The sequence below is a fragment of the Octadecabacter sp. SW4 genome (assembly GCF_008065155.1).
In the GTDB taxonomy this organism is placed as follows: Bacteria; Pseudomonadota; Alphaproteobacteria; order Rhodobacterales; family Rhodobacteraceae; genus SW4.
The window spans coordinates 764,547-789,312 of the sequence record NZ_CP042819.1 but is presented as its reverse complement, the minus strand read 5'-3'; the positions used below and the strand labels follow the sequence as shown (position 1 = coordinate 789,312).

General features: G+C 60.5%; 22 protein-coding genes. 9 read left to right on the top strand and 13 right to left on the bottom strand.

The features are described from left to right. Positions 1-43 precede the first annotated feature (43 nt). Positions 44-976, bottom strand: coding sequence for a TAXI family TRAP transporter solute-binding subunit (locus tag FTO60_RS03980; protein ID WP_197738512.1), 933 nt, complete (start codon positions 974-976; stop codon positions 44-46). Positions 977-1,455: 479 nt separating this feature from the next. On the opposite strand from FTO60_RS03980, the gene FTO60_RS03975 reads away from it, so the two are divergent. Then, on the top strand, positions 1,456-2,421 hold the full coding sequence (locus FTO60_RS03975; protein WP_148054760.1) for a LysR family transcriptional regulator: 966 nt from the start codon (positions 1,456-1,458) through the stop codon (positions 2,419-2,421). On the opposite strand, the gene FTO60_RS03970 is transcribed toward FTO60_RS03975, so the two are convergent. After that, complete coding sequence (locus FTO60_RS03970) at positions 2,418-3,941, bottom strand: trimethylamine methyltransferase family protein (RefSeq protein WP_148054759.1); 1,524 nt, start codon at positions 3,939-3,941, stop codon at positions 2,418-2,420. The genes FTO60_RS03975 and FTO60_RS03970 overlap by 4 nt on opposite strands. A gap of 173 nt (positions 3,942-4,114) precedes the next feature. On the opposite strand from FTO60_RS03970, the gene FTO60_RS03965 reads away from it, so the two are divergent. Together FTO60_RS03965 and FTO60_RS03960 are read left to right on the top strand one after the other, a co-directional pair. Next, the gene (locus FTO60_RS03965) at positions 4,115-6,550 is read left to right on the top strand and encodes an FAD-dependent oxidoreductase (RefSeq protein ID WP_148054758.1); all 2,436 of its coding nucleotides are present in this window, start codon (positions 4,115-4,117) and stop codon (positions 6,548-6,550) included. Positions 6,551-6,642: 92 nt separating this feature from the next. After that, on the top strand, positions 6,643-8,709 hold the full coding sequence (locus FTO60_RS03960) for a DEAD/DEAH box helicase (RefSeq protein ID WP_148054757.1): 2,067 nt from the start codon (positions 6,643-6,645) through the stop codon (positions 8,707-8,709). 3 nt (positions 8,710-8,712) lie between these two features. Here the strand turns inward: FTO60_RS03960 and FTO60_RS03955 are convergent, their stop codons facing one another. From FTO60_RS03955 to FTO60_RS03920, 8 genes are all read right to left on the bottom strand, one after another. Continuing rightward, a complete protein-coding gene (locus tag FTO60_RS03955) occupies positions 8,713-9,765 on the bottom strand; it encodes an NAD(P)-dependent oxidoreductase (protein ID WP_148054756.1) in 1,053 nt (350 codons plus the stop codon). Continuing rightward, positions 9,762-10,832 (bottom strand): ABC transporter ATP-binding protein, encoded by a 1,071-nt coding sequence (locus FTO60_RS03950; RefSeq protein WP_148054755.1) that lies wholly within the window; start codon positions 10,830-10,832, stop codon positions 9,762-9,764. The genes FTO60_RS03955 and FTO60_RS03950 overlap by 4 nt, the downstream gene beginning before the upstream one ends. Before the next feature lie 6 nt (positions 10,833-10,838). Beyond that, complete coding sequence (locus tag FTO60_RS03945) at positions 10,839-11,831, bottom strand: levansucrase (protein ID WP_148054754.1); 993 nt, start codon at positions 11,829-11,831, stop codon at positions 10,839-10,841. 3 nt (positions 11,832-11,834) lie between these two features. Continuing rightward, positions 11,835-12,713, bottom strand: a complete 879-nt coding sequence (locus tag FTO60_RS03940) for a carbohydrate ABC transporter permease (protein WP_148054753.1) — start codon at positions 12,711-12,713, stop codon at positions 11,835-11,837. Between the two features lies 1 nt (position 12,714). After that, positions 12,715-13,785 carry a carbohydrate ABC transporter permease gene (locus FTO60_RS03935; protein ID WP_148054752.1) on the bottom strand — a complete coding sequence of 357 codons (1,071 nt, stop codon included), beginning with the start codon at positions 13,783-13,785 and terminating at the stop codon, positions 12,715-12,717. Positions 13,786-13,887: 102 nt separating this feature from the next. Beyond that, the gene (locus FTO60_RS03930; RefSeq protein ID WP_148054751.1) at positions 13,888-15,153 is read right to left on the bottom strand and encodes an extracellular solute-binding protein; all 1,266 of its coding nucleotides are present in this window, start codon (positions 15,151-15,153) and stop codon (positions 13,888-13,890) included. Next, positions 15,150-16,241 carry a LacI family DNA-binding transcriptional regulator gene (locus FTO60_RS03925; RefSeq protein WP_148054750.1) on the bottom strand — a complete coding sequence of 364 codons (1,092 nt, stop codon included), beginning with the start codon at positions 16,239-16,241 and terminating at the stop codon, positions 15,150-15,152. The genes FTO60_RS03930 and FTO60_RS03925 overlap by 4 nt, the downstream gene beginning before the upstream one ends. Before the next feature lie 475 nt (positions 16,242-16,716). Then, complete coding sequence (locus FTO60_RS03920) at positions 16,717-18,273, bottom strand: bifunctional UDP-sugar hydrolase/5'-nucleotidase (protein ID WP_148054749.1); 1,557 nt, start codon at positions 18,271-18,273, stop codon at positions 16,717-16,719. 144 nt (positions 18,274-18,417) lie between these two features. On the opposite strand from FTO60_RS03920, the gene FTO60_RS03915 reads away from it, so the two are divergent. From FTO60_RS03915 to arsC, 3 genes are read left to right on the top strand one after another with little or no spacing between them, the layout of a single operon-like run. Beyond that, complete coding sequence (locus tag FTO60_RS03915; RefSeq protein ID WP_148054748.1) at positions 18,418-18,750, top strand: DUF952 domain-containing protein; 333 nt, start codon at positions 18,418-18,420, stop codon at positions 18,748-18,750. After that, positions 18,747-19,790, top strand: coding sequence for a quinone-dependent dihydroorotate dehydrogenase (locus tag FTO60_RS03910; protein ID WP_148054747.1), 1,044 nt, complete (start codon positions 18,747-18,749; stop codon positions 19,788-19,790). Before FTO60_RS03915 ends, FTO60_RS03910 begins: the two co-directional genes overlap by 4 nt. Then, positions 19,787-20,113, top strand: a complete 327-nt coding sequence (arsC, locus tag FTO60_RS03905; protein WP_172623792.1) for an arsenate reductase (glutaredoxin) — start codon at positions 19,787-19,789, stop codon at positions 20,111-20,113. Before FTO60_RS03910 ends, arsC begins: the two co-directional genes overlap by 4 nt. Here arsC and FTO60_RS03900 read toward each other — a convergent pair. The 3 genes from FTO60_RS03900 to FTO60_RS03890 all read right to left on the bottom strand — a co-directional run bounded on the left by FTO60_RS03900 (position 20,110) and on the right by FTO60_RS03890 (position 22,448). After that, the gene (locus FTO60_RS03900; RefSeq protein WP_148054745.1) at positions 20,110-21,423 is read right to left on the bottom strand and encodes an MATE family efflux transporter; all 1,314 of its coding nucleotides are present in this window, start codon (positions 21,421-21,423) and stop codon (positions 20,110-20,112) included. The genes arsC and FTO60_RS03900 overlap by 4 nt on opposite strands. Continuing rightward, the gene (locus FTO60_RS03895; protein ID WP_148054744.1) at positions 21,416-21,919 is read right to left on the bottom strand and encodes a PaaI family thioesterase; all 504 of its coding nucleotides are present in this window, start codon (positions 21,917-21,919) and stop codon (positions 21,416-21,418) included. The genes FTO60_RS03900 and FTO60_RS03895 overlap by 8 nt, the downstream gene beginning before the upstream one ends. Before the next feature lie 79 nt (positions 21,920-21,998). Further along, a complete protein-coding gene (locus FTO60_RS03890; protein ID WP_148054743.1) occupies positions 21,999-22,448 on the bottom strand; it encodes a PaaI family thioesterase in 450 nt (149 codons plus the stop codon). 98 nt (positions 22,449-22,546) lie between these two features. Here FTO60_RS03890 and FTO60_RS03885 point away from each other — a divergent pair, with 98 nt between their 5' ends. The 3 genes from FTO60_RS03885 (at position 22,547) to FTO60_RS03875 (ending at position 24,750) form a co-directional block, all read left to right on the top strand. Further along, a complete protein-coding gene (locus FTO60_RS03885; RefSeq protein WP_148054742.1) occupies positions 22,547-23,692 on the top strand; it encodes a putative manganese transporter in 1,146 nt (381 codons plus the stop codon). Between the two features lie 63 nt (positions 23,693-23,755). Further along, positions 23,756-24,124: a MerR family DNA-binding transcriptional regulator gene (locus tag FTO60_RS03880; RefSeq protein WP_148057036.1), complete on the top strand. Its 369-nt coding sequence runs from the start codon at positions 23,756-23,758 to the stop codon at positions 24,122-24,124. A gap of 227 nt (positions 24,125-24,351) precedes the next feature. Then, entirely contained in the window at positions 24,352-24,750 is a 399-nt protein-coding gene (locus FTO60_RS03875) for a MerR family DNA-binding transcriptional regulator (RefSeq protein WP_148054741.1), read from the top strand. The last annotated feature ends 16 nt before the right edge of the window (positions 24,751-24,766 follow it).

The window sequence follows — 24,766 nt, the reverse complement described above, 5'->3', positions numbered from 1 at the left end:
CCAAGGCGCGCGATTGCGCCTTGGCCGATATCAGAACCTGAACTTATTGCGCGTCGAAATAGGCCTGCGCGCCAGCGTGAAGCGGGATAGAGAGCTGTTGCGTCATCGCTGGATCGATCTGGCGCGCATAGGCATTTTCTGCTTGGAACTCTTCAAGGTTATCAAAGATTGCTGCCGTGACAGCCTGAACCGTCGCCGCGTCAAGGCTGTTTGGTGCAACAAGCATGTTATTCACACCAATCAGCGTGCCACCTTCTTCCATGCCATAGACATCAGCCCCAAGGTCCACGGCCAAATAGGCATCATTCGCTTCAAGTGCGGCATCCAGCATCCCTTCGGAGAAACTGATAAACCGCAGATCCGCGCCAGCCGAAGCTTGCATGACAGCACCAGCCGGATAGCCGGACAGGGCAAGAGCCGCATCGACGGTTCCGTCGGTCAGCTGGCTAAAGCCGTCCGAATAAGACACGAAACTTGGCGTGATGTCGTCGATCGTCATGCCGTGCAGCGGGAACAGGAAGTTCACAAAGCCCAGTGTGCCACCCCCCGCTGGTCCTACGGCAACGCTTTTGCCGCGCAGGTCTTCGATGGAACGAATGTCGCTGTCGGCCAGCACAACCATATGCAAGACAGACGGGTGCAACGCGGCGACTGCGCCGATATCGATGGGACCCGCGGCGCTGTAGGGGCCCGCGCCGCGGGTCGCCAGAACAGCGAGGTTGTTGTTCGTGATGGCGATTTCAACTTCGCCGCTGGCGATCAAATTCGGGTTCTGAACAGAACCGCCCGTGACGATCGGCACCATCGAGATGTCGTCACCAGCATATTTGTTCACGATATTCGCGATGCTTTGGCCCATCGGATAAAACGCGCCGCCCAGCGATGCGGTTCCAATGCGCAGTTCTTCGGCGGATGCAGCTACCCCCAGCACGGCAAGCATGATCGCGCCGGTGACGTTCTTGAATGAGTTAAACATGGAATCCTCCCTGATGTCCTTTTCCAACATTACCTATGTTTTTACATTTATCCACAAAAAATCGATTTTTTCTGAATCCGCCTCTGGGTTGGCGAAGTCCAAACCTGGTGATCGCTTCACCAGTCGAATATTTCGCGCCTACGGTGAACGCCTGAAATCCTGCGCTGCGCGATCCGCCTCGAAGTGGGGCCATCAAGCAGCTCGGCTGCGCGCAATGCGAGAGTGCTTTTCGCATACCTGCCGCCCGACATGCTTGAATTCATCGGGCAACAGACGGGCGTTTCGTCCGAAATAAGTAAAATATCGACGAAGTGTCTGTGCAAGACCGGCACGTCATCCCAAGGATGCTTACACCAATGCCTGGAAGGTTGAGGTTTACCGCGCAATAATGCTGGTAAAATGCATCATTTGCCTACCTGCATTTGCCCGCACTGCGATTTTCACTGTTCTTGGCGCCCGTCACGTTCATAAGTTAGCCCATGACTGGAACGCATCCCTCTCTCAAGTGGCTTTCGACATTCCGCGCGATTGCACAATGCGGCTCGGTGCAGGCCACCGCAGCGCAAACGCAGCAATCGGTCAGCACGGTGTCGCACCAGTTGCAATCCCTTGAAAAGCATCTTGGCATTGCCCTGATGGATCACCATTGCCGCCCAATGGTGCTGACGCCGCAGGGCGCGATCTACCTGCGCCACGTCGAAGAAGTCTTCAAGCTGCTGGACCAGGCCAAGGGTGACCTGATTTCGACCGTGCCCGATGGCTTGCGGCACCTACGTTTCGCGATGATTGACGACTTCGAGGATGATGTCGGGCCTGCCGTGACGCGGCTGTTGACCCAAGCCCTGCCGACCTGCCGCGTCACCCATTACACCCGCACCAGCCATGATATTCTTGCGCTGTTGCGCAATCGTGAGCTTGATATCGCCGTTGCCACCCAGCCCCAGGCCCCGCTGCCCGATGTCGCCGAATTCCCCGTTCTGCGCGATCCGTTTGTGCTGGCCGCCCCAGCCGCGTTCACAGGTACGGGCGAGGATCTGATCGCGGGCCAGTCCGGCCTGCCGTTTCTGCGCTACATGCGCAGCCAGATCATGGGCGGTCAGATCGAGGCACAGTTGACCCGCCTTGGCCTGAAACTGCCCAATCAGTTCGAATTTGACAGCACCGCGTCGATATTGGCGCTGGTTGCGCAAAACAGCGGCTGGGCGATCACCACCCCCAGCAACTATGCCCGCAGCAAGCAGTTTCAGGGAGGCGTGCGGCTGATACCATTCCCGCGCAAAGGCTTTGCCCGCACGATTTCGATGTTCGTCGCCGCGCCGCATTTAGCCGATCTCGCCCAGACCATCGGCGCGACCCTGCGCAGCCAGCTGGCGACCCACTCCATCGGGCCCATCACCGAGGCACATCCGTGGTTGGTTGACGGGTATCGGCTGATCACCGACTAGCCGATGATATTGAACGCAGCGCGGATTTCCCTGTCCTGCGCGGGTATCAGATAGGCCGGGTGATGGGTTGCCAGCACTTCGCGTGCACGGATTTGCGCGCGCGCCCAGGCATCCATGGCGCCCGCGTCCGCCCAAGCGCGTGGCTGGGCGCGATCGGCAAGTTTGGGATAGTGATAATCACGCTCCATCGCCTGATACGTGGCGTTTGACCCCAGAAAATGCCCCTCGCCCAGCACCGCTGCACAGATCGTTTCAAACCCAAGGTTTTCCGGGTTCACTTCGACCCCGCGCAGGGCGCGGTACGTCATGGCGTGCATGTCATCGTCCAGAATGAAGGCCTCGAAGCTGGCCCCCAGCAAGGACGCCGTCATGCCCGAACTTTCATAGATCAGATTGCCCCCCGCAAGCGCGGCAGCCAGGCTGGTCATGCCCTTTTCAACGCCATATTGCGCGTCAATCGCCTTGGCGTCGGTCATTGAACAGGCCACCCCCGAAGGCAACCCCAACCAGTTGGACAATTGCGCCGACGCCGCATTGAGCAGGGTCGTTTCCCCGCCCCCGCCCGCGAATGCCCCGCTGCGCAGGTCGATCACAAGCGGCCAGTTGGAGAACACCATGGGAAACCCGGGCGAAATCACGTTGACCATCACCAGGCTGGCCAGTGTTTCGGCCAAGGATTGCGCAAGAAAACCGGCCAGGGTCGCGGGGGCCGTCGCACCGGCTTGCGCGGCCGTGATACAGGACATCGGAATGTTGTGGGCAATGCATTCGTAAACAACATCCACCGCGTCTTCACCAAACCGCATCGGTGAAATGACGGGACTGATATGGGCTTTGACAAAGGGGCGTTTGGCGAAACTCCCCGCGCCGCCACCCGCGATATCGAACATCCGCACGATCGGGGCGACATGCTGCGCCAGCGTAAAGGCCGTGGCCACTGGTTTTGTCGTGTTGCGCATCAGGGCATAGGCAGTGTTGACGTCCAGATCGAAATTGTCGGGCACATCCGTGGCAATGCAGCAACGCGTGAACCACGCCACGTTATCAAGCGTATCCTGAAGGCGCGTGAAATCGTGCAGGTCTTGCAGGGTCGAGGGGCGGTAAAGCCCGCTGTCAAGATCAAGCGTATTGACCGCCGCGCCACCGGTTCCGAAATAAACGCGCGCGCCACCAACCCTGATATCGCGCGCGGGGTCGCGCCCATGCAGGGCAAATTCTTTGGCCGAAAGGCTGATGGCCCGTTTGACCAGTGTTTCAGGCAATCCAAGGCGGGCATTGCCCAGATCAACCGCGCCCGCAACAGTCAGATCAGCCCAAAGCCTGTCCGGCACTTCGCCCATGCCCAGTTCGGCCAGCAATCGCAGCGCAGTGGCAAAGATTGCCTTGAGGTCGGTATCGGTCAGCGGGCGATAGGCACCGCCAATCTGGCCGGGCGGCGCGGGGTTGATCACTGGCGGTGCGGCGCGCGCCGTCACTCTGGCCTTGCGCCCCGCGCGGCGTGGCTTGTCCGGCGTGTGCATCTCTGCCCCCTTTGCTGGCCCCATCGGAACGGCGGTGCCGGAGCCTTTGCAATCTGTTTCGTTTTGTTCCCAGTTTTAGGGAAGCTATATTGCGATTTATGGGATGTCGTAGTTGCCGTTGACCCTTTGCATGTTTTTTCCGTCAGTATCGCGCAAACTTGAAAGGGATCATCATGAAATCGCACACCCGCGTCGTTGTTATTGGGGGGGGCATCGCCGGGTGCTCGACACTGTATCACCTGACCCAAGAAGGCTGGAGCGATGTCGTTTTGCTGGAACGCAACGAGCTGACTTCGGGCACCACATGGCATTCTGCAGCGCAGGTGACAAACTTTGGCATGAACCAGACGATGGTTGGCCTGAAAACCCATTCCATCAACCTTTACAAGGAACTGCGTGACGATGCCGACTATCCGGTCAGCTATAATCACGGTGACGGGGGGATCCGGCTGGCCAACACGCAGGCGCAGATGGATGGCTATCGCCACTTTGCCTCGATGGCACGCGGCATGGGTGTCGAATTTGAAGTGATCGACGCCGAAGAATGCGCCCGTCGCCATCCGCTGATTTCGACCGATAATCTGCTCGGCGGACTCTGGGACGGCAATGACGGCGATATTGACCCCGCAAGCCTGTGTCAGGCGTTGGCGCGGCGCGCCCGCACGGCGGGGGCCGAAGTGTATCGCAACACCCCCGTCACCGGCCTGACCCAACACAAAGATGACAGCTGGACGGTCCATACCGATCAGGGCGACATCACCTGCGAGATCGTCGTGAACGCCTGCGGCTACCGCGTGAACGAGGTCGGAGCGATGATGGGCGTGCATCACCCTGTCGTGTCGATGGAACATCAGTATTTCGTGACCGAGGACATTCCCGCAATCGTTGACGCGGGCCACCGAATGCCGTTGCTGCGCTGCCCGATCAGCGACTATTATTGTCGTCAGGAAAAGAACGGCCTGCTGGTCGGCTTTTATGAACAGGACTGCAAGACATGGGGCATGGACGGGATCGATCCGCATTTCGTCAACGCCCTTTGCCCCGACGATCTGGACCGGATCACGGATGTTCTGGAGGGCGCATTTGAAAGGATGCCAGCCCTTGCAGAGGTCGGGATCAAGACCATCGTCAACGGCCCGATCACCTATACGATTGACGGCGCGCCGCTGGTCGGCCCCATCCCAGGCAAGCGAAATGCGTTCTGTATCATTGGTTTGCGTGCGGGTCTTGGTGAGGGCGGCGGGCACGGCTGGATGCTGGCCCAACAGATCGTGCATGGCGAGGCCTGCTATGACAGCTGGTGCATCGATCCGCGCCGCTTTACCGGTCACACGAATGTCGAGCTGACCGCGCTGAAGGCAATCGAGGATTACCAAAACGAATTCCGTTTTCATTTCCCCAACGAACACCGCCCCGCGGGCCGCATGGCCAAGACAACCGCGCTGACCCCTGTTCTGGCCGCCGAGGGGGCCGAATTTGCGGTGGTGAACGGCTGGGAAAGGGCCGAGTTTTTCAAACCGACCGCCCAATTCGAGGTCACCCACGGGTTCCATTTTGATGAATCCTTTCCGCTGGTCGCACAAGAGGTTGCCGCGGTGCAGAACGCCGTCGGCCTGTGCGAGGTGAACGGCTTTAACCGGTTTGAAATCACGGGCACGGATGCGCGCCCCTTTCTTGACCGGATGTTCTGTGGCCGCGTGACCGCCAGGGCGGGCCGTGTCGGGCTTGGCTATCTGCTAAACCACCACGGCATGCTGAAAGGCGAGGCGACAGTCGCCAATATCCCCGCATCAGATCGTGGTCCCGACCGGATCTGGTATGGGTCTGCCGCAGCGTCAGAATTTCACGATATGGACTGGCTGCAACGCCATATTGGCGCGGACGAAGACGTGCAGATCACATCCCTGACCAATGACCAGACGATCCTTGTGCTGGCGGGTCCAAAGGCGCGCGCGGTGATGCAGGCGGTCAGCCGTGCTGACTGGACTGCCACCGGTTTCCCCTGGCTTTCGGTGCGCGAGTGTTTCATCGGCTTTGCCCCGGCAACGGTCATGTCGGTCAGCTTTTCGGGTGAACTTGCCTATGAAATCCACGTTCCCAATGCATCGCTTTATGCGGCCTATCTTGCCCTGCGCGATGCGGGTCAAGCCCACGGGCTGCGCCTGTTTGGCGCGCATGCGGTTGAATCGATGCGGCTTGAAAAAGGGTATTTGCACTGGAAAGCAGAAATTCTGACCGAATTTGACCCGTTCGAGACCGGCCTCTCGCGGTTTGTGGACATGGCCAAGCCCGATTTTGTCGGCAAGAACGCGCTGGAAAAACGTGTTGTTGATGGGCCATCAAAACGGCTTGTGACGCTGCATCTGTCTGACGACGGCGCGCCTGCGCATGGCGGTGCATCACTGATGCGTGACGGGGCGGTTGTCGGGACAGTGACGTCGGGCGGCTTTGGGCATCGGGTGCAAAAGAACCTAGCCTATGCCTTTGTCGATGCGGATCTTGCGCAGGTGGGTGCCGCCTTTGACATCGACCACCTTGGGCAGATGGTGCCTGCGGTGATCGTCGATCCGGCGCAATATGATCCGCAAATGGCGCATGTGCGCGGCTGACCGGCGGCGCAGGGCCGCTATGCGCGATTGCCCATATACATTTGGGCGCGCGGCCCTTATTGGCAGGCCTTTGATCCTGAAAGAAGCCGCCCGTGAAAAAAACTATCGCCGCTGCCCTTGAGACCCAAGGCTACCACACCCTGACCCCCGTCCAGGAGGCCGTGACCGCGCCCGACCTAGGCGCGGCCGATCTGCTGGTGTCCGCCCAAACCGGATCGGGCAAGACCGTAGGCTTTGGCCTCGCGATTGCGCCAACCTTGCTGGGGGATGACGACACATTCGCAAGCGCGGACGCACCGCTTGCACTGATCATCGCGCCCACGCGCGAATTGGCCCTGCAGGTAAAACGCGAATTTCAGTGGCTTTATGGGGCGGCGGGCGCTGTCATTGCATCCTGCGTCGGTGGCATGGATATGCGCGACGAACGGCGCGCCCTTGCGCGCGGGGCGCATGTTGTCGTTGCCACGCCGGGCCGCCTTGTGGACCATATCAAACGCGGATCGATCGACATGGGATCGCTGCGCGCGGTGGTTCTGGATGAAGCCGATGAAATGCTTGATCTGGGCTTTCGCGAAGACCTTGAGTTTATTCTTGGCCAATCCCCCGAAACCCGCCGCACTTTGATGTTTTCCGCAACCGTGCCAGCGGCGATTGCCAAGCTGGCCAAAAGCTTCCAGCGTGATGCGGTGCGGGTCACCACCGTCAGTGAAACCAGCCAGCATGCCGATATCGAATACAAGGCCATGACGGTCGCGCCGCGCGACGCCGAAAACGCCATTATCAACGTGTTGCGCTTTTATGATGCACGCAATGCCATCGTGTTTTGCAATACCCGCGCGATGGTTGCGCGCCTGACCAGCCGCTTTTCCAACCGCGGATTCAGTGTTGTAGCCCTGTCCGGTGAACTGACCCAGAACGAACGCACCCACGCCCTGCAAGCCATGCGCGACGGGCGCGCCCGCGTCTGTGTGGCAACTGATGTGGCCGCGCGCGGGATTGATTTGCCGGGGCTTGAGCTGGTTGTGCATGCGGAATTGCCGAACAATTCCGACACCTTGCTGCACCGCTCGGGGCGCACGGGGCGCGCGGGGGCCAAGGGCACCAGCGCCCTGATCGTGCCCGTCAAGATGCGCGGCAAGGCCGAACGCCTGCTGCGCTTCGCAAAACTGACCGCCGAGTGGGGCGCACCGCCGTCGGCTGCCGAGGTGCTGGCGCGCGACGAAGAACGCCTGTTGGTCGACACGCCCTGGGACGAACCGGTCGGCGAAGACGATCAGGACTTTGTCGCGAAGCTGGCGGCGCAGTTCAGCGCACCCCAACTGGCCGCTGCATTCCTGCGCCTGCACCGCGAACGCCAATCCGCCCCCGAAGAACTGGGCAATGCCGAAGACGCTGCCAAACCGCGCCCGCGCGAGGCATTCGGCCCCTCGGTCTGGTTCTCGGTCAATGTCGGGCGCGACAAGAACGCCGAGGCACGCTGGCTTTTGCCGCTGCTGTGCAAGGCGGGCGGGATCAGCAAGGACGACATTGGCGCGATCCGCATCCAGCAAGACCAGTCCTATGTCGAGATTTTGAAAAGCAGCGTTGACGGGTTCTTGGGCCGTGTCGGTAGCGGCATGGAGCTTGAGGCTGGCACCCTGATCACCCAGCTCGATAAGGCGCCCGTATTGGCAGGCCCACCGCCGCGCCAGGCTGGCGGCAAACCTGCCTACAAGCCACGCGATAATGACGCCGCGCCACGCGCCAAGCCCGCGCGCGCGCCCAAGAAAGATCACGGCGATGCCTTGACCGATTGGAAACCCAAGGGCGACAAACCTGCGGGCGCGAGCAAGCCCGGCGACAAACCACACAGCAAGCCTGCGGGCAAACCTGGCGATAAACCTCAAGGCAAGCCTGCGGGCAAACCCAAGGGCAAATTTGAAGGCAAGCCGAAGGGCAAGTTTGGCGGCAAACCCGAAGGCAAATTCGGCGGCAAACCTGCGGGCAAGAGCGCGCCGCGTTCCGATGCAGCCCCCGCCAAGCGCAGCTTTGAAGGCGCAAGCGATCCCTCCAAACGCTTTACCCCGCCCGGTGCCAAACCCAAAGGGGGCAAACCCCGCACCGCAAAGGGCAAGGGCGCGCCAAAAGGCGGCAGTGCTTTCCCGAAACGGGGCAAATAGACCCTAGCGCTGGCTGGCCATATCGGCCACCTGCGCTGCATCCCCAACCCCGGCAAGGGCCGCGACATTGCTGCCCTGGGCGCGCTGTAATGCGGCGGGCGTCTTGCCATCCATCAGCGCCGCAATGTCCGACAGGATCAACTGGCCGATCAACTGCCGCCCGCCCGCCACGGCGGCGGCGCGATGGGGCGACAGGATCAGGTTGGGATTGTTGCGCATGGGATGATCCGTCGCCACGGGTTCGGTCGGAAAGACATCAATCGCGGCGCGGATATGGCCCGTCTGAGTGGCCTCCAGCACCGCGTCGAAATCCACCAGATGCGCGCGGCTGATCAGCACCAAAAGCGCGCCCCGGGGCATCCGCGCAAGCTCGGGCGCGCCAATCAACCCCTTGTTTTCATGGCTTGGCGCGGCCGCGACGATGACACAGCGACTATCGGCCATCAGATCATCCAGCGCAACAAGATCAACCCCCGCCGCGCTGGCAACAGCAGCGGGCAACCAGGGATCAAACGCGCTGACCCGGGGCGCAAACGGGCGCATCAGATCATGGGTGACACGGGCGATTGACCCGTAACCGACAAAGCCAACCTTTGCGCCAAACAGCGTGAAATCAGTTGCGGGATTGTCAGCCAACCAGTGTTCCCGCCCCGCGCGAAAACCCTCGTGTTCGGTGACCAGCCCACGCGCGCCCGCCAGCACCATCGCAAGGGTCATTTCCGCGACAGATTGGCGAAATCCGGGGGCGCAGGACAGCACCTCGACCCCGCGCGCGGCACAGGCGGCGTAGTCAATCGTGTCTGGAAACGCGCCCGAAACCTCGATCACCATGCGCAGTCGCGGCGCAGCGTCTAGGATCGCCTGATCAACCTGTGGCGTCGCCGCGATCAATATATCCGCACGCGTCAGCCCATCGCACAAGACATCGGCGGGAATGGGGGCATCCCGGCCCCAGATCACCTCGGCGATGTCATGCAGGCTCCGCAGATCGGCGGCGCTGAACAGCTCGTCCAACTGCCGCCAATGGGCGTCAAGAATGACAACCGGGCGCGTCATTCCAGCTCGTTGAACAGATGCGCCTGCGCGGGGTCAAAGTTGAGACTGATCTTGGCGCCGGTTTCCATCACGCGGTCCTCGCCGATGGCGGCGATAATCTTGGCCCCTTCGCGCAGGGTGATGTCGATGACCGTTTCCGCGCCCAACCGTTCGGTGATCGCGACCTGCCCGTGCAGCATGCCCGTATCACCATTGACCGGCACCAGATATTGCGGGCGGATGCCCAGTGTCGCCTTGTCACCCTTGGTGAAATCGCGGCCGCGACGTGGCACCGAAATGGTCTCGAGGGACGGGCCGGAAATCGTGACTGTCTTGGCATCCACGTCCAGGACATCGACCACCATGAAATTCATCGAAGGCGCGCCAAGGAAGCCCGCGACGAACAGGTTGGCGGGTTCGTGATACAATTCCATCGGCGCGCCGACCTGCATGACCAACCCGTCCTTGAGAACGACAATCTTGTCGGCCAGTGTCATGGCCTCGACCTGATCATGGGTGACGTAAATCATGGACGCGCCAAGATCCTGGTGCAGTTTGCCGATTTCCATGCGCATATCCATGCGCAGGGCCGCATCAAGGTTGGACAGCGGTTCATCAAACAGGAACACTGCCGGATCGCGCACAATCGCGCGGCCAATCGCGACCCGCTGGCGTTGCCCACCAGACAACTGGCTGGGGCGGCGATCCAGCAGATGTTCCATCTGCAAGATGCGCGCGGCCTCTGCGACCTTGGCGTCCTTGGTCGCCCTGTCGGTCTTGTTCACGGTCAGGCCAAAGGCCACGTTTTCGCGCACTGTCATATGCGGGAAAATCGCGTAGGTCTGAAACACCATCGCGATGCCGCGGTTTTTTGGTTCGACATCGTTGACGACCTTGCCATCGATTTCGAGCGTGCCGCTGGTGATATCCTCGAGGCCCGCAATCAGGCGCAGCAAGGTGGATTTGCCACAGCCCGAGGGGCCGACAAAGACGACAAATTCGCCGTCATCCACATCGATGTTCACGCCCTTGATCACTTCGACCTTGCCAAAGCTTTTGCGAACGTCGCGCAGTTTTACCGTTGCCATTTATCGCTACTCCGCTGCTTTGGGAAAGGCCTGCACATGCAACAGCCCTTTGTCGTCAATGACGATTGGTTCAGGGTCCATCACATGGCCGACGAAATCGCCGCCATCAGGACGGTCCGCAAACCCTAGGATCACAAGGCCGTCGCCCGTGTCGACAATCCGCGCAGCATAGCGGCGCGGTGGCAATGCCCCGTCCAGGAATTCGGGCGCGATCTGCCACGGGCCGCGCGGGCTGTCGCCGATCAGGTAATGGTTGCCGGTGACGGGGCCGCCGGTAGTTGCGGCCGCCTGATCTTTGGAAAAATGCTCGGCGGCGGTGCAGAACAGGCAATACCACTGCCCACGGGCTTGGAACACTTGCGGCACTTCAAGCTGGCCATATCCACCCGTGAAAACAGGAGGTTGCAGGGTCCAGTCAAAGCCGTTGGGCGATGTCGCAAAGCCGATACAGCCGCCCGCATTGGGTTCCTGGATACCCGCGCTGCGGGCGGTGAAGAACATCAGCCACCCATCCCCGTCCGGGTCGCGCATGACCCAGGGGTCGCGCATGGCACGGTCATGCCACAGGCTGTCTTCCATGCGCACTTCGTAGTGGTGCGCATTCGGTCCCTCAAGATCAAGGATCAGACCGGTCCCGACCCGTTTCCAACTGTGCAGATCGTCCGATACCGCATGACCGATGCGCTGATACATCCCGTCTTCGGCCCTGCACGCCCCGGTATAATAAAGGTGCCATTGGGCATCACCGCCGCGCACGACCGATCCGGTCCATGTGGTGTAATCATCCCATGCCGGGCCAGTTGAGGGGCGGAAACACTCGCCCAGATGGGTCCAGTTGGTCAGGTCGGTGCTGGTCGCATGTCCGTAACTGACATTGAAGTGACGCAGATCCGGATCACCGATCGCGCGCGGCGCCTTGAGGAAAAACCCGTGCCACAGATCGCCATCACGGACATACCAGCTGTCCCAGACAAAGTGACTTTCAAGTGCAAGAACCATAGCTCAGCCTTTCACGCCGGTTGAGGCAATCGACGCGATGAACGCCCGTTGCAATATCAGATAGAAGGCCAGCACCGGCACCGTGATGACGGTGAGATAGGCCATGATTTCACCCCATGCGGGGTTAAGCTGGAAATAATAGCCAAGGCCCACCATGACGGGGCGGAACTCTTCTTGCTGCACCACGATCAGCGGCCAGAGGTATTGGTTATACATCACCAGAAACTTGAGGATCGCAGCGGTGGCTAAAACGGGTCCGGCAAGAGGCATGACAACGCGGCGATAAATCTGCCACCAGCTTGCGCCCTCAACGCGGCTCGCCTCGATCAATTCATTGGGCAAATCTCGGAAATACTGCACGAACAGAAAAATCGTCAGCCCATCGGCGATCCAGGGAATGATCTGCACGCGGTAGGTATTGAGCCAGCCGATCTCGAACCCTTCAAGCCCAAGCCACGGCAGCTTGGACACGATCAGCAATAGCGGAATCGCGATGGTTTCAAACGGAATGATCAGCGTGGCCAGAATGATCGACAACAACACGCCGCGCCCCTTCCATTCCAGAAACACGAACGAAAACGCAGCAAGCGAGCAGAAAAACAGCGACAACAGCACTGTCGCCCCCGTCACAAACACCGAATTGAACACGAACAGGGCCACCGGCGCGCGATCAAAGGCGGCGGCGTAGTTGTTGAAACTGACGTCCCCCACGGGCAGGAAGGCGCGCAGGCTGCCGGTATCCGACAATAGCTGGAAATCGGGCTTGAGGCTGGACACCACCATGAATACCAGCGGGAAGATAAAGATCAGCGCGATCAGGGTCAGCACGCCGTAACGCACGGCCAACCGAAGCCCGCTGTTGTCTGCATTGACAGTGGCCATCTTACCGCTCCCTCGTGAGGTATCGCTGGATCAGCGAGATTGTCAGCACGATCAGGAACAGGATCACGCTGATCGTGGACCCGCCGGAAATATCCTGTTTGCCATAGCCGCGCTCTACCGCCTGAAAGACGACCGTTTGCGTGCTATCAAGGGGGCCACCGTTGGTCATCACGTCAATCTGCGCAAACAGGGCAAAGGCCTGCATGGTGATGACGATCAGGACCAGCACCGCAGTGTTGCGCAGCCCCGGCCAAGTGACATAACGAAAGGTCTGCCATTTGCTTGTGCCTTCGATCTCGGCGGCCTCATACAATGTCGGGCTGATGGTTTGCAGCCCCGACAGCCAGATCACCATGTGAAACCCGACAGCCTGCCAGATCGACATCGCCATGATCGCACCCAGCGCGGTATCGGGCGACCCAAGCCAGTCGCGCCCTTCAAAGGCACCAAAGGTGATCGCGCCTAGCAAGTTGTTCAAAAGGCCGTCATTGCCGTCATAGATAAACCGCCAAAGCAGTGACACGACGACGATGGAAACGACAACGGGCATGAAATAGATGGCGCGATATATGTTGATCCCGCGCAGGCGCTGGTTGATCAGCAAGGCAAGGCACAGCGCCAGGCCGCCCTGCACAGGCGCCACGACCAGCACAAACAAAAGCGTATTCGTCAGGGCGATCCAGAACACCACGTCCTTGGCGATCACCACCTTGGCATTGTCACCGGACTGCCAGCGAAACCACTCGCGCATCCCTTGATACTGCGGGGCCTCGGGGTTGTTGCGGGTGATCGTGCGCACGCGCGGGTATTCGATCTGGCCATCGGCGTCGCGGACAATCGCGCCCGCATCATCGCGTTCCGGTTCAATGGTGATCACGGTGATCGACAGCAGGTTGCGATAATTGGCCAGCCCCACATATTCAGTCGGGTTGGGCGAAATCAGGCGCTGGTTGGTCAGCGACAACCCGAAAGCAAAGAAGAACGGCATGACGATAAAGGTCGCGATCAGCGCAAACCCCGGCAGGGCAAAAGCCCAGCCCGCCCTGTTGGAAGTCGTGAGTTTCGAAGCCATCAGAGGCAATCCTTCACCGGCGAATTCAGAAGAATTCGGATACGATCTTTGTCAAAAAAAGATCGGCGCCCCGGCCAGAAACCGGGACGCCGTGAGAGAAGTCTAGTTGTGGCCATAGCCTGCGTTGCGCTCGATGTCGGTGTCGATTTCATCGACAGCCGCGTCCAGCGTGTCAGCCACATCCGCGCCATTGGCGATATCGGCCAGTGCCTTTTCAAACACCTTGGCCGCCACCACGTAACCGGGCGAAACCGGACGCACCAGCGCCTGTTCCGCGCTAAGCGCGAAATAGACGTTCAGCGGGCCACCTTCGGCGTAGTTTGTCGTCATCGCCGCTGCGCCCGTGGTCGAGGGGATCAGGCCAATACCGTCCGAGAAGGCGGCCAGATACTTGTCCTGCAAGGCAAATTCGATAAACGCGTTTGCACCTTCGGCGTTTTCGGATGTGCCAGACACACCGAACTGCCACGACCCGGCACCGATTGTCGGGCCATTGCCAAAGTCGGGTGCGGGCAGGAACAGCACGTCATCAACGCCGCCGTCCATCGTGGCGACAGCTGCCCAGTTGCCGTTCCACTGGAAGCAGTATTTGCCATCAATGAAGCCGGTATCGCGGTCAGCGGGGTCCTGGCTGGTGCCCGGGGCGTAGCCTTCGGTGAACAGGCTTTGCCACCATTCGCCGAATGCGATGGCTTCGTCGCCGTTCAATGCCCCTTCGGCCGTCAAATAGGTCGAACGGTCAACGATGTCGCCGCCAAAGGATTGCAGGAACGGGCTAAAGGCATAAGGATACCATTCGCCCGTCCACGCCATGCCCGGGTCAAAGGCGTATTCGCAAAGACCGGATTCTTTGGCGGCACCAAGGGCCGCCATGAATTCATCGCCCGACCACGGGCTATCAAGGGTCGGTGTGCGCAGGCCAAGTTCGTCCAGCGTGGACTGGCGCGCATAAAGCGACACCGCCGCGTCCCACAGGCCGACCGAATACAGCTCGCCATTCCAGCGGCCAATCGTGCCCGGCAGGAAGTCGGCGATGATGCTTTCATCGATGGTGAGTGGTTGCATATAGCCGGCCCAGGCCCAGTTGGGCATGACGGGGCCGTCAACATCGATGATGTCGGGCAGGTTGCCAGCCAGTGCGGCGGCCACGATGGAATCGTTGTAGCTGCCCTGCGGGAAGGCCTCGAGCGTAACATTGTAATCGGCGTTGGCGTCGTTGAAATCTGCAACGATCGTGTTGATGATATCGCTTTCGACCTGATTACCGCCACCATGATACCACATGGTCAGTTCAGTCTGGGCCGCGGCAGCGCCTGCCCAGCCAAGCGTTGCAGCGACAGCCGCTGCGATCATTGGAGTGTGTTTCATCTCGTTTTCCTCCCGAGTGATGAAAGTTGTATAAGAGGTGAGGGTCGTGTCAGCACCGAGTTGCCCCAGTGCAGCGGACCACTGACAAGCAGCGGTTCGTTCGATGGGGCGGGTTCGCCCCGAATGAGCGCGGCTAGAATTTGCGCAGCCCGCACCCCCATCGCCGCATAGGGCAGTTCAACAGAGGTGAGCGTTGGATAAAGCGTTTCGGTAATCAGCCGGTGATTGTCATAGCCCGCCACCGAGAGTTCATCAGGCAAGGACACCCCGCGCGAACGCAAAATACCATAGGCGCGCATGGCCATACGATCGTTGCCAAAGCAAATTACAGTGGGCCGGTCCGCCAGTTTCAGGACGCGATCAATCGCATCCCACAGCAGTTGCACCTCGGCGTCAGCGTCATTGCTGTCCAGATCGGCAGGAATGATCAGGTCGGGGTCAATCGCAAGGCCCGCGCTCTGCAGGGCATCGCAATAACCGGCTGTGCGCAGCCGCGTGGCATCAAGCGTTTCATTCAGGCTGATATAGGCGATCCGCTGGTGCCCCTTGGCGATCAGCGCCTGCACCAGCATCTTTTGCCCCTCGTAATCGTTGGGCAGAACTGCGGGTGTGCCGCGTTCGTCATAGCAATTCGCCAGCACCAGCTTGGTGTCGGTCATCATCGGTGGCAGCGCGACCTTTTTGTGATGGTCAGCCACATAGATGATCCCTTCGACGCGGTGTTCCTCGAAGGTGCGCATCAGGTCCGGCACGCGCTCCATCCGCCCGCCCGTATCCGAAATGAGCAGTGTCTTGCCACTGGCTTCGAGCGCCTTCTGGATACCCTGAACGATAAAAAGATCGGGCAGGCCTGCCGTTTCGGTCTGCTGTGGTGACAGCGAAATCGCACCTGTAATCAGGCCGACAAGGCCCGACTTGTTAGACCGCATCGCCCGCGCGGCAATCGACGGCACATAGCCAAGCTGCTGGATCGCAGCCTGCACCGCCTTGCGGGTTTTTTCACCAACGGGGGCATCGCCGTTCAGCACGCGACTGACAGTCTTGGGCGACACTTTGGCCACCTTGGCGACATCGTATATTGTTGCCATCTTCCCCCCACTGCGACGCCGATTTCGGCGCAGTTCGCGACCGTGACATCGGTGTCATGACATCGGTGTCATAACGCGCCACTCGCGAATCGTCAAACGTGGCTTACGCCGCACTGCAGCATTCCGGGTATAATACAGCGCGATCGGTTTGGCACCTGCGGCGCGCCTGGACTTCACGCTGGATCAACCCAATGAAAAAAAGCGAATTTTCCGCTGGCGCCGCCATCAGGCGCGCGGGTGTTCTATAACAGCGGCGTTGCAGCGTTATACGGGCCGGTGAAGGTGGAAATAGGCGCGCTTGCGCCAAACCCGACCTTGGAAGGCCATGCACCCATGCGCGCCGGGTGCGCGCACAATATGCGGGGCGCATCAATGACAGCGATAAGAGTGGCCAGATTGCCAAAACAACGCACCTGGGGCGCAAACAAAAAAAGGGCGCGCCACTGGCGCGCCCTTTCCACGGTCGAACCGACCGTTATTTCATTGTGATACGGCCATCGGTGTAGGGCGCGTATGCGCCTTCCGCGGCCATATATTCGGCGACGACATCGGCCAGATCAGGGCCGAAGTCATAGGCGTTTGCGGCATCCGTAAACATCGCGAACCCGTCACCGCCATTGCGCACGAAGTTATTTGACACAACGCCGTAAGTCGCGGCGGGGTCAATCGGCGCACCCCCCACCATGACATCACTGATCCGGCTGCCCGGGTCCATCGACAGATCAACCGTTAGGGTCATGCCCGCCACCTGCAGGAACCGGCCCGATCCGTCTTCGATCTGGCTGGCAGAATTCTCGAGCGCTTCCATCAGCGTGGCACCCGATATCTGGAACGTGGACAGCGTGTTCTGGAACGGCAACACGGTCAGCACTTCGCCCATCGTCACTTCACCCGCGTCGATGTCGGCGCGGATACCGCCCGAGTTCTGCAAGGCGATGACGATGCCCTGATCCGCGACACGGTCCAGCATCGCATCGGCAATCAGGTTGCCCATACTGCATTCCATGACCCGGCAGATCGCACGGTCGCCGGTCAGAACATCCGCTGTTTCGGCAACAACCCGGTTGCGGATTTCCTCAAGCGGAATTGCCAGTTCTGCGACGCGGTCTTTCGCGGCAGCGTCCTCGGCCACGGTGCCATCGATGGTCACCGGCGCGCCGGAGGCTTCGGTGATCACACCGTCATCGTCAAAGGTGACATTCAACTCGCCCAGATATTTGCCATATGACCGGGCCTGAACAATCGCCGTATCGCCGACCATCGTCGGATAGGGGCCAGCGGCATCTTCAAAGTCGCCCAAAAGCGTGTGGCTGTGCCCACCAACGATCACGTCAACGCCGGTCGTGGCCTGCGCAATCGCGATATCGACGTTATAGCCGGAGTGGGACAACACGATAATCTTGTTCACCCCTTCCGCTTCCAGTCGGTCCACTTCGGCCTGAACCGCCTCGGCCGGGGCGGTAAAGATCACGTTGGGTCCGGGACTGGCCAACTCGTTTGTATTCTGTGGTGTCAGGCCGATCAGCCCGATCCGCTCGCCGCCGCGCTCGATGATGGTGGATTTCTCGATCGCACCGCTCAACAGCTCCTCGCCCGAGATGTCGGCATTGGACATCAGCACAGGAAAATCGACGGCGTCGATCAAACCGCGCAGCACCTCGGGGCCATCGTCAAATTCGTGGTTGCCCACGGTCATGGCGTCATAGCCCAACTGGTTCATGAATTCGGCCGTCATTGCACCCTTGTAGTAGGTGTAAAACAACGTGCCCTGAAACTGGTCGCCGCCATCCACGAGGATCACGTTGTTAGAGCGTGCGCGCGCCTCGGTAACGGCCGTGACCATGCGGGCCACCCCGCCAAAGCATTCGCCGGCATCGTTATCTTCGGCAGAACAGCCAGAGTCGTATTTGCTGATCGGCTCGAACCGATCATGGAAGTCGTTGGTATGCAGAATCGTCAGCGAGTATTCGGCAGTCGCCGCCCCCGCAGAAAGCGCCAGGGCGCAGGTTGATGTGAGAATACGAGCAAACATAGGTGGAACCCCCTTGTTGGAATGTCGATAGCTTGGCCAGAACCCGAACCAGAGTCAAAGGCTTCGCGACATCGGTGGCGTAACGTCGCATTGTAACGGTTTTGCATCCTTGACCCGCGCACGCGCAGGCGGCATGAGATTGCCATGTTGATTTACAAAATTCTGACGGCTGATCAGTGGGCCGCATGGCAGTCCGGTGGCACATTCACCGGCGCGCCGGTTGATCTGGCGGACGGCTATATTCACACCTCCACCGCCGCGCAGGCGCAGGAAACCGCAGCCAAGCATTTCGCGGGTCAGGGCGGGTTGATCTTGGTTGCCTTGGACGCGGATCGTTTCGGGGATGCCTTGAAATGGGAGGTGTCGCGCGGGGATGCCCTGTTCCCGCATGTCTTTCGCGACATCGCCCTGAGCGAAGTGATCTGGGCGCGTCCCATGCCGCTGGTTGACGGCAAGCATGTGTTGGATTTCGGATGAGGTTTCTGGAAAACATCGGCCTGCGCGCCCTGCGCGGGTTCGATCCCGAGCGCGCGCATGCGTTAGCCCTGCACGCGCTGAACACCGGATTGGGACCGCGCGGCGGGCCTGTGACATCGCCGCGATTGGTCGTTGAACTGGCCGGGCTGAGCTTGCCCAATCCGGTCGGCCTTGCCGCCGGTTTTGACAAGAACGCCGTGGCCCTGCACGCGCTGGCCCGCACCGGTTTCGGTTTCCTCGAGGTTGGCGCCGCCACGCCGCGCCCGCAGCCGGGCAACGCCAAACCACGCCTCTTTCGCCTGACCGAAGACGCGGCGGCGATCAACCGTTTCGGGTTCAACAACGACGGGATGGAGGCGATTGCCCTGCGGTTGGCCCGACGCCCGCGCGGCGCTGTGATCGGATTGAACCTTGGGGCCAACAAGGACAGCCCGGATCGCGCGGCGGATTTTGCCCGTGTGCTGGCGCATACTGGCGCGCAAGTTGATTTCGCGACCGTGAATGTATCCAGCCCCAACACCGAAAAGCTGCGCGATTTGCAGGGCAAGGCGGCGCTTGCGGCCCTGCTGGATAGCGTCATGCAGGCTAACACGGCCGGCGTGCCGGTCTTTCTGAAAATCGCCCCCGATTTGCAGGGCGACGAATTGGCCGAACTGGCCGAGGTCGCCAATGCATCGGGCCTGTCGGCGATCATCGCCACCAACACCACCCTATCGCGCGAGGGGCTGGCCAGCCCGCATCGCGATCAGGCGGGCGGGTTATCGGGCCAGCCGTTGTTTGAGAAATCCACCCGCGTTCTGGCGCAGTTGTCCGCGCTCACCACCTTGCCGCTGATCGGGGTTGGCGGGGTTGGCAGCGCGCAGCAGGCCTATGCGAAAATTCGCGCGGGTGCCACGGCCGTGCAGCTTTACACGGCGCTGGTTTATGGTGGGATCAGCCTTGCCACTGACATCGCGCGGGGCTTGGACGATCTTTTGAAACGCGACGGTTTCGCAAATATTGCCGAGGCCGTCGGCACCGACAAGGGTGCCTGGCTATGATCCTTTGGCACAATCCACGGTGCAGCAAATCGCGCCAGACGCTGGCGCTGCTCGAGGGGCATGCCCCTGACGTGCGGCATTATTTGCAAGACCCGCCGACGCTGGCAGAATTGACCCGGGTCACGGGCCTTTTGGGCGGTGCGGGCACGATGATCCGCAGGGGCGAGTCCCTCTACAAGGACCTCGGCCTGACAAATGCGGATGAGGCCACGCTGTTGGCCGCAATGGCCGCGCATCCCATTCTGATCGAACGTCCGATCTTGCTGGCCAAGGGCAAGGCCGCACTTGGCCGCCCACCTGAAAACGTGCTGACGATCCTTTAATCGACCGCCCGTTCCAACGCCGGATAGCGCCACCCCAAAGTCACCCCGCGCGCCACAAAGCTGATCAAAAAGCCAACCCACAGGCCGTGATTTCCCAAAGCGGGCATCAGTGCCAGCACGGCGGCAAAATAGATCACTGCCGATATAAACATCATATTGCGCATATCGGCAGTGCGGGTCGCGCCGATGAAAATGCCGTCCAGCATCCAGGCCGCAGCCCCAAGGATCGGAGCAAGGATCATATAGGGCAGATAGATGCGGGCCGCCGCGCGGACCTCGGGTGCGGTGGTCATGATGTCAATGATTGCGCCGCCCGCCACCAGGAACACCACCGCCAAAACCAGCCCGACACCAAAGCCCCAAATGCTGGTCAGCACGGCGGCACGGCGCAGGGCTGCACGCCGACCGGCCCCCAACGCCTGCCCGACCAGGGTTTCAGCGGAAAACGCCAAGCCATCCATCGCGTAGGCGGTGATATTGAGGAACAGCAAGAGGATGTGATTGGCGGCCAGCGTCACATCGCCAAAGCGTGCACCAAAAAACAGGAAGCTGACGAAAATCGCCTGCAACAAGAGCGAACGCAGCAGGATATCGCTGTTCACTTGGGCAAAACGGCGCAGCTTGGTCGGATCCGTAACGCGGGACCAGTCCCGCCATGCCGGTGTCTGGAACGCGGCGCGGCAGAACCACAGGCCCAGCGCCACCCCGCTCCACTCGGCGATCAAAGTGGCCAGCGCGACCCCTTCGACGCCCCATTCAAACCCCAGCACAAACCACAGGTCCAGCGCGATATTAAGACCATTCATCCATAGCTGGATCGCCAGCACCGCGCGGGTGCGTTCTGCGGCGATCAGCCAGCCGGTGATGGCATAGATAGCGATCAGCGCAGGGGCCGACCAGACGCGGATGCCCATATAGCTGCGCGCAAGGCTTTCGACCTCGGCGCTGGCGGGGGACACAAGGAACGACAGAAAAAACAGCGGCCGTTGCAAAATGATAATCGCAAGGCCCGCCATCAGCGCGATCCCCAGGGCGCGGCTCAGGATCGCGGCCCCTTCGGCCAGATCGCCCCGGCCCAGCGCCTGACTGGCAAAGCCGGTCGTGCCCATGCGCAGAAACCCGAACACCCAGTAAAGTGCCGTCAGAATGATCGCACCGATCCCGACAGCGCCAATGGGCGCGGCCAGCCCCATTTGCCCCACCACCGCCGTATCGACCGTCCCAAGGATCGGCACGGTGGCATTGGACAACACGATCGGCACGGCAATATTGAGGACCCGGCGATGGGTTAGCTGCGCGCGGTCAGCCATCCCGCGCAGGCATCAGGAAATGACCGGTCGCTTGGGCAAATAGACGCGTGCGGTTGTCTTGCCAGGCTTCTACATGCACGCTGGCATAGCGCCGCCCCGATCGGTTGACGCGCGCGCGCGCATAGGCATCGCGCGGCAGGCCAGTGCGCAGATAATCCACGGTCAGGTCGATGGTCTTGGGCATGCGGGGCTTGCGCGCCGCGTCAATCTGGAAATCCGCCGATTGTGCGCCCTCCATATCCTCCCAAAGCATTGCCCAACTCAGTGCGATGATCGCCGTGGTTTCCAGAAAGGCCGCCGTGACGCCGCCGTGCAGGGCGGGCAGCATGGGGTTGCCGATAAGCTTGTCCGCATATGGCAGCACGGCCGTCAGCTCATCGCCGCGCCGGTCAAACGTGATGCCCAGAAACTGGACATAGGGAACACCCCGCACGAGGCTTTCCAGCGCGGCATCGCGGCGTTGTTTGACGACCTGAACCGGCTCGGGGCGTTTCATGGCGCTCTCCTGCAAGGGGCGTGGGTCAAGACCCAACTTACGGGGCGGGTAAGGTGGGTCTTGACCCACGCACCCCCGCTCACGACGCACGCTCGAGCGTAAAGGCACCTGTTGCAGTGGCAACCGGCCTGTCCGGGTCTTCGTCGGTCGCCGTGGCGCGCACAAATGCAACCGAGCGCGTCACATGATAACATTCCGCGGTCGCCGTGATCGTCTGGCCGGGCGTTGCCGGACGCATATAGTCAATGCGTAAATCAAGCGTCGCCGTGCCGATGGGCGCGCTGGGGTGAACCATCACCGCCGCCCCGCCGCATGTGTCCATCAGGGCCGACACGGCCCCGCCATGGATCACGCCGGTTTCGGGATCGCCAATCAGATGTTCGGCGTAACCCATGCTGATTGCCGCCTTCCCGTCCGCAATATCCGAAAGGGTCATGCCCAGCGCTTGTGAATGCGGAATGGCCTCGATGAACTGGCGGGCCAGTTTTTCGCGCCGCGCCTGTTCCTTTGGATCGCTTTTGTCGGTCATGTCGCCTCCGGGATTTCGGGGCAATTTGGCACTTGTCGCGGCGCGTGCAAGTGCTATATCCGCAAATGAGAATAATTCTCAATACCAAAAGGCCAGACATGCACGCAACAACCGACATCGCACCGCCACAGGTGGGCACCCGCCTGCCCTTCGGAGAGTTTCGCCCGCGACGGCTGGCCGTTGCCCTTGTCTTTTTGGCGCTGGCGCTGATGCCGGGCGACTTTGGCGCGTTGACCCGTGGGTTGATGGTTGATGCCTATACGCAGGTGTCGGTTTTTGTGGCCGCAACGCTGTTTCTGTTTTATGGGGCGGAGCGGTTGTTCAGTTTCGATATCGGCACTGCCCTGCGCAACGCAAAGGGCTGGCAGGTGCCGCTGGCCGCCTTGCTTGGCGCGACGCCCGGTTGCGGGGGTGCAGTCGTCGTGGTTGCAGCCTATTCATCGGGCAACGTCGGCTTTGGCGCGGTTGTCGCAACCCTGACGGCAACGATGGGCGATGCAGCGTTCCTGCTTATTGCGACACGTCCCGACGCGGCCCTTGTGGTGCTGCCCCTGTCGCTTGCGGTCGGCGTTTTGTCAGGCTGGATCGTTGACGCTGTGTCGCGCGACAGCATGGGACCCGTCACAGCAAAGCACTGCGATCTGGCCCCGCGGATCGGTGCAACACGCCCGCGCGACTATCTTTTCGCACTGATCGCCCTGCCCGGGTTGATCGTCGGTGGGGCGCAATTGGGCGGTGTCGATGTGCGCGCCGTTTTTGGCCAATCGATGGAGATCGTCGGCCTTGTCGGCACGGCCATCGGCCTTTTCATCTGGGCCACGTCAAAACTGATGGCCATGTCCAACGCCGATGATGCGCCCGTCACACGCATGGCCGAAGAAACGGCATTTATCTCGGTCTGGGTGATCGGTGCCTATCTTGCCTATGACTACCTTGCGGCCTACGCGGGCCTTGACCTTGAGGCGATGTTCAATTCGGTCGCGCTGGTGCTGCCCTTGATCGCGATCCTGATCGGCTTTGTGCCCGGATGCGGGCCGCAGGTGCTTGTGACCACGCTTTACATCAACGGGCTGATCCCGTTTTCCGCACTGATCGGCAATGCGATTTCAAATGACGGCGATGCGCTGTTCCCGGCAATCGCTATTAATCCGAAGGCCGCAGTTTGGGCGACAGCCTATTCATCCGTTCCCGCACTGATCGTGGCTTATGGGTTCTATTTCCTTGCGCCCGGCTTCATGAATTAGTGGCTGCAATCGCAGTTGCCCCTACGCGCCGCACCCCTTACAATTGCGTGCAGGGAGACCATGATGCCTGAAACCCGCCTTAACTTTAAGGAAATGTGCGCCAAGTTTGACGTCACACCGCGCACCCTGCGCTATTACGAATATATCGAGCTTTTGACGCCGGACCGCGAGGGTCGCGCACGGTTTTACGGACCCCGCGAACTGGCCCGCATGACGCTGATCCTGCGGGGCCGCCGGTTTGGTTTTGCACTTGAAGATATCCGCCAATGGTTGCTGATTTACGAACATGAAGGCACCGAAGCGCAAATGCGCGCCTGGCTGAAGCTGGCCGATAAACAGCTTGCCGAATTGACCGAACAGCAAACCCAGATCGAAGAAGCCATCACCGAACTGCAAGCGCTACGCGATGAAACAGCAGCAAGCATCGGCTGAAAACCCGGCGACCCGTCCCCTCTGTTTACCAACAAAACAAGGCTAACGGGGAAGCGTTCGCGTTTCCTCCCCGTTAGAAAATTGCGCGTGAACCAGCGGAATGTTGCCTGACCTTTCGTCAGCCTCAAAGTGACGCCGCGTTACGTTTACGTTTACGTCAGCTTTCCTTGTAAGGTGATCCTCAAGCCCGCAATTCACTGGCACAACGTTTTGCCAGAGGAAACGACATGACTGATCAAACGATGACCATCCGCGAGATGTGCGAAGCCTACGATGTGACCCCGCGCACCCTGCGATTCTATGAAGCCAAGGAACTGCTGTTCCCGATCCGTGAAGGCCAGAAGCGCCTGTTCACGAAACGCGACCGCGCGCGGCTGAAACTGATCCTGCGTGGCAAGCGCTTTGGCTTCAGCCTCGAGGAAACCCGCCAGTTGCTCGATCTTTATGACATGGGCGACCAGCAGGCCACGCAATTGGCCAAGACATACGAGATGGCTGAAAAGCACCTCGCCGACATGGAAGCCCAAAAGGCCGAGTTGGACGAAGCAATCAGCGAACTCAAAACCCAGATGTCCTGGGGCAAGGCGCAGCTTGCCAAGCTCGGGACCAAATCAACAGCCGCCTAGCGGACCTTTCGGAGAG

Bases quoted from the DNA above. Each gene is read 5' to 3' on its own strand.
- FTO60_RS03980 (WP_197738512.1), bottom strand. From the start codon at position 976: ATGTTTAACTCATTCAAGAACGTCACCGGCGCGATCATGCTTGCCGTG.
- FTO60_RS03975 (WP_148054760.1), top strand. From the start codon at position 1,456: ATGACTGGAACGCATCCCTCTCTCAAGTGGCTTTCGACATTCCGCGCG.
- FTO60_RS03970 (WP_148054759.1), bottom strand. From the start codon at position 3,941: ATGCACACGCCGGACAAGCCACGCCGCGCGGGGCGCAAGGCCAGAGTG.
- FTO60_RS03965 (WP_148054758.1), top strand. From the start codon at position 4,115: ATGAAATCGCACACCCGCGTCGTTGTTATTGGGGGGGGCATCGCCGGG.
- FTO60_RS03955 (WP_148054756.1), bottom strand. From the start codon at position 9,765: ATGACGCGCCCGGTTGTCATTCTTGACGCCCATTGGCGGCAGTTGGAC.
- FTO60_RS03950 (WP_148054755.1), bottom strand. From the start codon at position 10,832: ATGGCAACGGTAAAACTGCGCGACGTTCGCAAAAGCTTTGGCAAGGTC.
- FTO60_RS03945 (WP_148054754.1), bottom strand. From the start codon at position 11,831: ATGGTTCTTGCACTTGAAAGTCACTTTGTCTGGGACAGCTGGTATGTC.
- FTO60_RS03940 (WP_148054753.1), bottom strand. From the start codon at position 12,713: ATGGCCACTGTCAATGCAGACAACAGCGGGCTTCGGTTGGCCGTGCGT.
- FTO60_RS03935 (WP_148054752.1), bottom strand. From the start codon at position 13,785: ATGGCTTCGAAACTCACGACTTCCAACAGGGCGGGCTGGGCTTTTGCC.
- FTO60_RS03930 (WP_148054751.1), bottom strand. From the start codon at position 15,153: ATGAAACACACTCCAATGATCGCAGCGGCTGTCGCTGCAACGCTTGGC.
- FTO60_RS03925 (WP_148054750.1), bottom strand. From the start codon at position 16,241: ATGGCAACAATATACGATGTCGCCAAGGTGGCCAAAGTGTCGCCCAAG.
- FTO60_RS03920 (WP_148054749.1), bottom strand. From the start codon at position 18,273: ATGTTTGCTCGTATTCTCACATCAACCTGCGCCCTGGCGCTTTCTGCG.
- FTO60_RS03915 (WP_148054748.1), top strand. From the start codon at position 18,418: ATGTTGATTTACAAAATTCTGACGGCTGATCAGTGGGCCGCATGGCAG.
- FTO60_RS03910 (WP_148054747.1), top strand. From the start codon at position 18,747: ATGAGGTTTCTGGAAAACATCGGCCTGCGCGCCCTGCGCGGGTTCGAT.
- arsC (WP_172623792.1), top strand. From the start codon at position 19,787: ATGATCCTTTGGCACAATCCACGGTGCAGCAAATCGCGCCAGACGCTG.
- FTO60_RS03900 (WP_148054745.1), bottom strand. From the start codon at position 21,423: ATGGCTGACCGCGCGCAGCTAACCCATCGCCGGGTCCTCAATATTGCC.
- FTO60_RS03895 (WP_148054744.1), bottom strand. From the start codon at position 21,919: ATGAAACGCCCCGAGCCGGTTCAGGTCGTCAAACAACGCCGCGATGCC.
- FTO60_RS03890 (WP_148054743.1), bottom strand. From the start codon at position 22,448: ATGACCGACAAAAGCGATCCAAAGGAACAGGCGCGGCGCGAAAAACTG.
- FTO60_RS03885 (WP_148054742.1), top strand. From the start codon at position 22,547: ATGCACGCAACAACCGACATCGCACCGCCACAGGTGGGCACCCGCCTG.
- FTO60_RS03880 (WP_148057036.1), top strand. From the start codon at position 23,756: ATGCCTGAAACCCGCCTTAACTTTAAGGAAATGTGCGCCAAGTTTGAC.
- FTO60_RS03875 (WP_148054741.1), top strand. From the start codon at position 24,352: ATGACTGATCAAACGATGACCATCCGCGAGATGTGCGAAGCCTACGAT.